5 protein-coding genes are annotated in these 7,214 nt (G+C 64.2%); all 5 read left to right on the forward strand.

Features of this window, described 5'->3' with window-relative positions:
* Positions 1 to 2,061, forward strand: a 2,061-nt coding sequence (gene nrdE / locus AC1DP3_RS01905) for a class 1b ribonucleoside-diphosphate reductase subunit alpha (RefSeq protein ID WP_477290744.1), incomplete at its 5' end; no start/stop codon positions are given.
* Between the two features lie 30 nt (positions 2,062 to 2,091).
* Positions 2,092 to 3,069, forward strand: a complete 978-nt coding sequence (gene nrdF, locus AC1DP3_RS01910) for a class 1b ribonucleoside-diphosphate reductase subunit beta (protein WP_477290746.1) — start codon at positions 2,092 to 2,094, stop codon at positions 3,067 to 3,069.
* Positions 3,070 to 3,377: 308 nt separating this feature from the next.
* Entirely contained in the window at positions 3,378 to 4,196 is an 819-nt protein-coding gene (locus AC1DP3_RS01915; protein WP_477290748.1) for a DUF2690 domain-containing protein, read from the forward strand.
* A gap of 306 nt (positions 4,197 to 4,502) precedes the next feature.
* On the forward strand, positions 4,503 to 4,931 hold the full coding sequence (locus AC1DP3_RS01920; RefSeq protein WP_477290750.1) for a DUF2690 domain-containing protein: 429 nt from the start codon (positions 4,503 to 4,505) through the stop codon (positions 4,929 to 4,931).
* A 725-nt stretch (positions 4,932 to 5,656) separates the two neighbouring features.
* Positions 5,657 to 6,958: a right-handed parallel beta-helix repeat-containing protein gene (locus AC1DP3_RS01925; protein WP_477290752.1), complete on the forward strand. Its 1,302-nt coding sequence runs from the start codon at positions 5,657 to 5,659 to the stop codon at positions 6,956 to 6,958.
* Positions 6,959 to 7,214: the final 256 nt, after the last annotated feature.

Genomic DNA, 7,214 nt, shown 5'->3' on the forward strand with positions numbered 1-7,214 from the left:
GGTCCGGACGGCAAGATCCAGTTCGACGCAGACAATCGGGCCGCCCGCGAATACATCATGCAGCACGTCAACCAGAACACGGTGTTCTTCCACTCGCTCAAGGAGCGCCTGGACTACCTCGTCGAGAAGCAGTACTACGAGCCCGAGGTGCTGGCGAAGTACCCGCTCGAGTTCATCCAGGAGCTCAACGACCTGGCCTACGGACGCAAGTTCCGGTTCGAGACCTTCCTCGGCGCCTTCAAGTACTACACGAGCTACACGCTGAAGACCTTCGACGGCAAGCGGTACCTCGAGCGCTTCGAAGACCGTGTCGTGATGACGGCGCTGGGCCTTGCAGACGGCGACCAGAAGCTCGCGGTCGACCTGGTCGAGGAGATCATCGCCGGCCGCTTCCAGCCCGCGACTCCCACATTCCTCAACACCGGCAAGGCGCAGCGCGGTGAGCTCGTCTCGTGCTTCCTCCTGCGCATCGAAGACAACATGGAGTCCATCGCCCGCGGCATCAACTCGGCGCTCCAGCTCTCCAAGCGCGGCGGCGGCGTTGCCCTGCTGCTCTCGAACATCCGCGAGTCGGGTGCTCCGATCAAGCAGATCGAGAACCAGTCGAGCGGCATCATCCCGGTGATGAAGCTTCTCGAAGACAGCTTCAGCTACGCCAACCAGCTCGGGGCGCGCCAGGGCGCAGGCGCGGTGTACCTCTCGGCCCACCACCCCGACATCCTGCGGTTCCTCGACACCAAGCGCGAGAACGCCGACGAGAAGATCCGCATCAAGACGCTCTCGCTGGGTGTCGTCATCCCCGACATCACGTTCGAGCTCGCCAAGAACGACGAAGACATGTACCTCTTCTCGCCCTACGACGTCGAGCGCGTCTACGGTGTGCCGTTCGGAGACATCTCGGTCACCGAGAAGTACCGCGAGATGGTCGATGACGCGCGGATCAAGAAGACGAAGATCAACGCACGGGAGTTCTTCCAGACCCTCGCGGAGATCCAGTTCGAGTCGGGCTACCCGTACATCATGTTCGAGGACACGGTGAACAAGGCCAACCCGATCAAGGGCCGCATCAACATGTCGAACCTCTGCAGTGAGATCCTGCAGGTCAACACGCCGACGACGTACAACGAAGACCTCTCCTACGCCGAGATCGGCAAGGACATCTCGTGCAACCTCGGCTCGATGAACATCGCTCTGGCGATGGACGGGGGCGACCTCGGCCGAACCGTCGAGACGGCGATCCGCGCGCTCAGCGCCGTGAGCGATCAGAGCCACATCCGCTCGGTGCGCTCCATCGAGGACGGCAACGACCGCTCGCACGCGATCGGTCTGGGGCAGATGAACCTGCACGGCTACCTGGCGCGCGAGCACGTGCACTACGGCTCCGAGGCAGGCGTCGACTTCACGAACATCTACTTCTACACGGTGCTCTTCCACGCGCTGCGGGCCTCCAACCTGATCGCGATCGAGCGCGGGCAGAGCTTCGACGGCTTCGCGGACTCGAGCTATGCGTCGGGCGAGTTCTTCGACAAGTACCTCGAACAGGTGTGGGAGCCGCAGACGGACCGCGCCAAGGAGCTGTTCGGCGCTACGCCCATCCCCACTCAGGAGGACTGGCGCGCACTCAAGGCGTCGATCCAGGAGCACGGCATCTACAACCAGAACCTGCAGGCCGTGCCCCCGACGGGCTCGATCTCGTACATCAACAACTCGACGTCGTCGATCCACCCGATCGCGTCGAAGATCGAGATCCGCAAGGAAGGCAAGATCGGCCGCGTCTACTATCCGGCACCGTTCATGTCGAACGAGAACCTCGAGTACTACGAAGACGCGTACGAGATCGGCTACGAGAAGATCATCGACACCTACGCGGCCGCGACCCAGCACGTCGACCAGGGGCTGTCGCTGACGCTGTTCTTCAAGGACACCGCCACCACGCGCGACATCAACAAGGCGCAGATCTACGCGTGGCGCAAGGGCATCAAGACGATCTATTACATCCGCCTCCGCCAGCTCGCCCTCGAGGGGACCGAGCAGGACGGCTGCGTCAGCTGCATGCTCTGATGCCCTGACCCGGATTCTCAAAGGACTGACATGAACGTACCCAAGCTCCAGCTGCTGGACAGTGTCCAGGCGATCAACTGGAATCGAATCCAGGACGACAAGGACCTCGAGGTCTGGAACCGTCTCGTCAACAACTTCTGGCTCCCCGAGAAGGTTCCGCTCTCCAACGACGTCCAGTCGTGGGCGACGCTGACTCCCCAGGAGCAGCAGACGACGATGCGCGTGTTCACGGGGCTCACGCTCCTCGACACGATCCAGGGCACCGTGGGCGCCGTGTCGCTCATCCCGGACGCCATCACGCCGCACGAAGAGGCGGTGTACACGAACATCGCGTTCATGGAGTCGGTGCATGCCAAGAGCTACTCGTCGATCTTCTCGACGCTGTGCTCCACGACCGAGATCGACGATGCCTTCCGCTGGTCGGTCGAGAACGAGAACCTGCAGCGCAAGGCGCACATCGTCATGGACTACTACCGTGGCGACGACCCGCTCAAGCGCAAGGTCGCCTCGACACTGCTCGAGTCGTTCCTCTTCTACTCGGGCTTCTACCTGCCGCTGTACTGGTCGTCGAAGGCCAAGCTGACGAACACGGCCGACATCATCCGCCTGATCATCCGCGACGAGGCCGTGCACGGCTACTACATCGGCTACAAGTTCCAGAAGGGACTCGAGAAGCTCGATCAGGCCCAGCGCGATGAGCTCAAGGACTACACGTTCTCGCTGCTGTACGAGCTCTACGACAACGAGGTGCAGTACACGCAGGACCTCTACGACGAGATCGGCCTCACCGAGGACGTCAAGAAGTTCCTGCACTACAACGCCAATAAGGCGCTCATGAATCTCGGCTACGAGGCGATGTTCCCGTCGACCGTCACGAACGTGAACCCGGCCATCCTGTCGGCGCTCTCGCCCAACGCCGACGAGAACCACGACTTCTTCTCGGGGTCGGGCTCGTCGTACGTGATCGGCAAGGCCGTCGCGACCGAGGACGACGACTGGAACTTCTAGGAGTTCTCGACCTGACACAGCCCTGACGGGCTGAGTGGAGCCCCGGATCTGCAGAGAACTGCAGGTTCGGGGCTCCTTTTCGTGCCTCACGAAGAGACAGAGGAGGACGTCGCCGCGCAGGTTGTTCTCGCCATGTCGAAACACGACGCCCGACCTTCATCTCGCTGTCCGCGGAGGCCAAGGAACGCGGTGCCGCTAAGTAGGCCGGGAGGCGATTCGCACACGCGGGAAACGCCTGTACTGATATGCATGTCGGACCGGTGCATCTGCTCCGGTCGTATCAGCTATCGCATGTTCGGGGATGCACGATGACTGGACCTTCCGGAGACGACGCAGACTCCGTTGCCCTCTTCGCGAGCGACCTCCGAATGCTGCGCGTTGCAGCGGGAAGCCCGACGCTCGGCTGGCTACAGCACGCAACGGGATTGTCACGCACTGTCATCTCCGATGCATTTGCAGGCAAGACCCTCCCGTCTGCCCGCACCGTTGACGGGTTGGTCCGAGCTTGCAACGCCGATGCAACGCAGTGGCTCGGGCGCCGCGAGGCGCTGTTGCGAAAGCCACCATCAGCCAGAGTGGTGACCACCGCGAACGATCGACGACCGCGATCCGTTCGCCTGTCGATCGCGATCGCGGTTGGGGTGGTCGCTTTTGTGCTGGGAGCTGCCGGCGGCACGCTGGTCACCAGCGGGGTCGACGACACGAAGATCAACGCACTTCAGAAGGAACTGAAAGCCGCGGGCCCCGTCAACCCGCATGCCCAGATCGTGGTGCGCACCGGGATTGATCCGGCCATGACCCCTTGTGTCAACGATGCGAAAGTGGCTGCATCTGAGGATCGTGCCAACAACACGCGCCTTCAGATCATCTGGTCAAACAAATGCTACGCAGGCTGGGCCCGCATAGCCCGTTATGACGGCAAAGCAGAAAGCAATTCGGTCAAGGTCTCCATCTATCCGGAAACCGCCCCGACGGGCCCGGATCGTCAAGATGCCACCGAGCCGGGCGTTCAGGGCGCCTACACCATGCTGGTCGTGCGTTCCTCGCCGGCTACGCGTCTGTGTGCGGTCGGAAGCATCACCGTCGATGGCGAGGAGATCAGCCTTGGAGACCCGATCTGTTCCTGATACGAGGTCGGGGCCTCTCAGAAGGTGCGTGAAGGAGGGCCCCCGCGTGAGCGGAGTGTGCAAGGCTCCGTCGCCTCGAAACTCGCTCAAGCTGACATAGGCAGGTCGGTGCCGACACAAGCCGGCTGCTGACGGTGACCGTCCCATGCGGGTTGCACGGTGGGCATCCGGAGACTCCGGAAGCGTCCGATTCAGACACTTCCGGTGCGTCGTCCAAGGTCCCCGAGCGACATCCTGATGCTGTCGTCCCGCCCTGGGACAACACTTTCGACCGGGCAGCGACATGCCCCCCGAGGTTGGAGCCTCATGAATGCTCACATTGTCCGCATCGCGTCAGTGACGGCCGCACTTGCGGCCGGGGCACTCCTCGCGGTCGCGCCGATATCGGCGCCCAGCGCCAGCGCGGTCAGCTGCTACGGCGACTACTGCTCCGGACAGGACCCCGAGTCCAGCGGGTGCGCGGCCGACGCGCGAACAATCTATCTTTCGTACGTCTACGGCACTGGCGGCTCGTCATGGGTGCAGATCCGCTGGTCCGATAAGTGTCAGACCAACTGGGCCCGCACCAATGGAGTCCGCACGAACATCAGAGCCGTTCAAGACACGGGCTACACCCAGGGATACAGCGGCAACAACGGTGCGTACTCCTGGTCGAAGATGATCTACTCGCCCGTGCGACACGTCCAAGGTTGCATTTGGGGCAGTTGGGGAACGACCTGCACTCCGTGGGCGTGACGTCCCAGCCACATCCGGATCCGCCGGAAACGCACGATCGGACGTTATCGAGAGGGATTGTGCGACGTAGCTCGGAATCTGCTCGTCATCCAGCGGGCACGATCAAAAGGAAGCCAATCATGGGTTCAAGAAGCATCAGGGCACGTCGCCGTCGATTCGGAAAGGCCCGCGCCGCGAGTGCCATCCTCGGTGCGCTGCTCGCGCTCGGCAGCGTCGCTTTGGTCACTCCGCCAGCCCAAGCCAGCTCGGTCGTGGGGGGAATCAGTGTCCAGACATATTGCCGGGGGCATTACGGGTCGACGTCGAACGCTGTCGTCAGATACAACACCGTGTATGGGTGGTGGTGCACGGGTACGGCAGGGGACAAACCGTTCTATGCGGAGCAGGCTTGCCTAGAGCAGTACCGGCAATACAACGGGCGGGTCCATGCTGGGTATCGCGACTACAACAACCCCTATACGTGGTACTGCTACAGCTACTGACATGCCGAGATGAGGTACGCCTACCGGGGAGCGAGGTGGACCCTCAAGGTGCCCACCCTCGAGGCTGCGCTCGGTGAGATTCTGCATTGACGTCGCGTTTTGCCCGACGGGTTGAGAGGAGCCCCGGATCTGCAGAGAACTGCAGGTTCGGGGCTCCTCTTCGTCACCGAGCGTCTGAGCGACGGGATCCGCGCCGTGCGGTGCTTCGCACCCGCGCGCCTCCCCGCGCGCTAGGCTCCGCGTGTGATCGTCGCGCGCGCCGCCGTGGCCCTCGTCCTCGTGGGTCTGCTCGCGGGATGCACGGCATCGCCGGAGGCCGCGCCCACGCCTGACACCACCGTGGCCGCCCTGGCCGAGTGCGAAGCGGCGGTCGAGGGCATCGTCGCTGCCGTTGATGAGCTCGTCGCGGGCTATGAGGAGCCGCTTACCGTGCCGACGCCCGGCCCGTCGCCGTCGGACGCTTCGTCGCCCTCCCCGCGCGCGACCGTGGGAGCCGAGACAGGCGACGCACTCGCGGACGCCGTGGCGGCGGCGCGCGAGACGAGGGACCGGCTCGACTGCGACGAGGACGAGTTCACCGGGGGACTTGAAGAAGGACTGTCGGGAATCCGGCCCGAGTCCGCCATTGCGCTGGCCGTCTGGCGCCGGGTCGAGGCGTCGCTCCTTGGTCGAGTGGGGCAGGATGCTGCCGAGCGCAGGCTGCAGGAGGGGGAAGACCTCCACGTCGCCCTCGCCCAGGCGCCCGAGGGAACGACACTCCTCCTCCCCGCAGGCACCGTCGATGTCGAGGGCACTCTCGTTCTCCTCCAAGGAGTGACGCTGCGCGGCGCGGGACGGGATGCCACGACCATCCGGTCCGATTCGACGGAGGCGGCGATCATCGTGGCGACCGGCAGCCTCGTGCGCCTCGAGGGACTGACGATCGAACTGGCCGGGGATCACCCTTCCTCCGGTGTGGTCGCAGGGCCCTCGGCGTCCATCTCGCTCAGCGGAGTGCGGGTCGCGGGAGCGCCGTCCGGCGGAGAGGGAGTGGGCGGGGCCGGCGTGTACCTGTCGGCCCAGGGGGTCGATGCCGCGGGACGCGGAACGACCCTGGAGATCACCGACTCGGTCTTCGAGCGCAACGAGTGGGTGGGGGTCGCTGTCGCCGGCGGGCACCGAGTCAGCATCGAGTCCTCGACCTTCTCGGCCAACGGACAGGTCGGCGTCCTCTTCCTGGACGCCTCGAGCGGCTCGGTGAGCGGCAGCACGTTCGACGGCAACACCATCGGGCTCGCCGCGTCCGGCTCGGCCACACCGACGCTGCTGTCGAGCACCGTGTCGGGCGGATCGGTCGGAGTGCAGGTCGACGGTTCGGCGACGCCGACGATCGACGGGGTGCGCATTGCGGGGTCGAGCGCCGCCGCTGTCATCTTCGGAGGAGCGTCGGGGGGCTCGCTCACCGGGACGGTCTGCGACGGCGTGCCCTACGGCATCGTGGTCTCCGACACCGCCGCGCCGACACTCCGAGACAACACCTGCCCTGTCGCGCGCGGCGCATCCTGAGGCCATCCTGCTCATCACACGCATGCAGTGTGCGGAATATTCCCGCTGACCTGGGGTTAAACCAATCCGCACTCCGAAGTGTCGTGCGATCGGGAATGTGGTGGCCGGACCCCGGAAATGTGTCGCTGTGTGGGGAAATGATCTATACACAGCATTCGTTCAGTGTCATACTCAGGCCCGTCGATTGCGGTATGGGTGAGGACGAGTTCCGGGGGAGCTCGGAAGGCCGCGCATGACCTGGCCCGGGGGGATCAGG

It is taken from the genome of Microbacterium sp. P5_B6 (assembly GCF_056400345.1).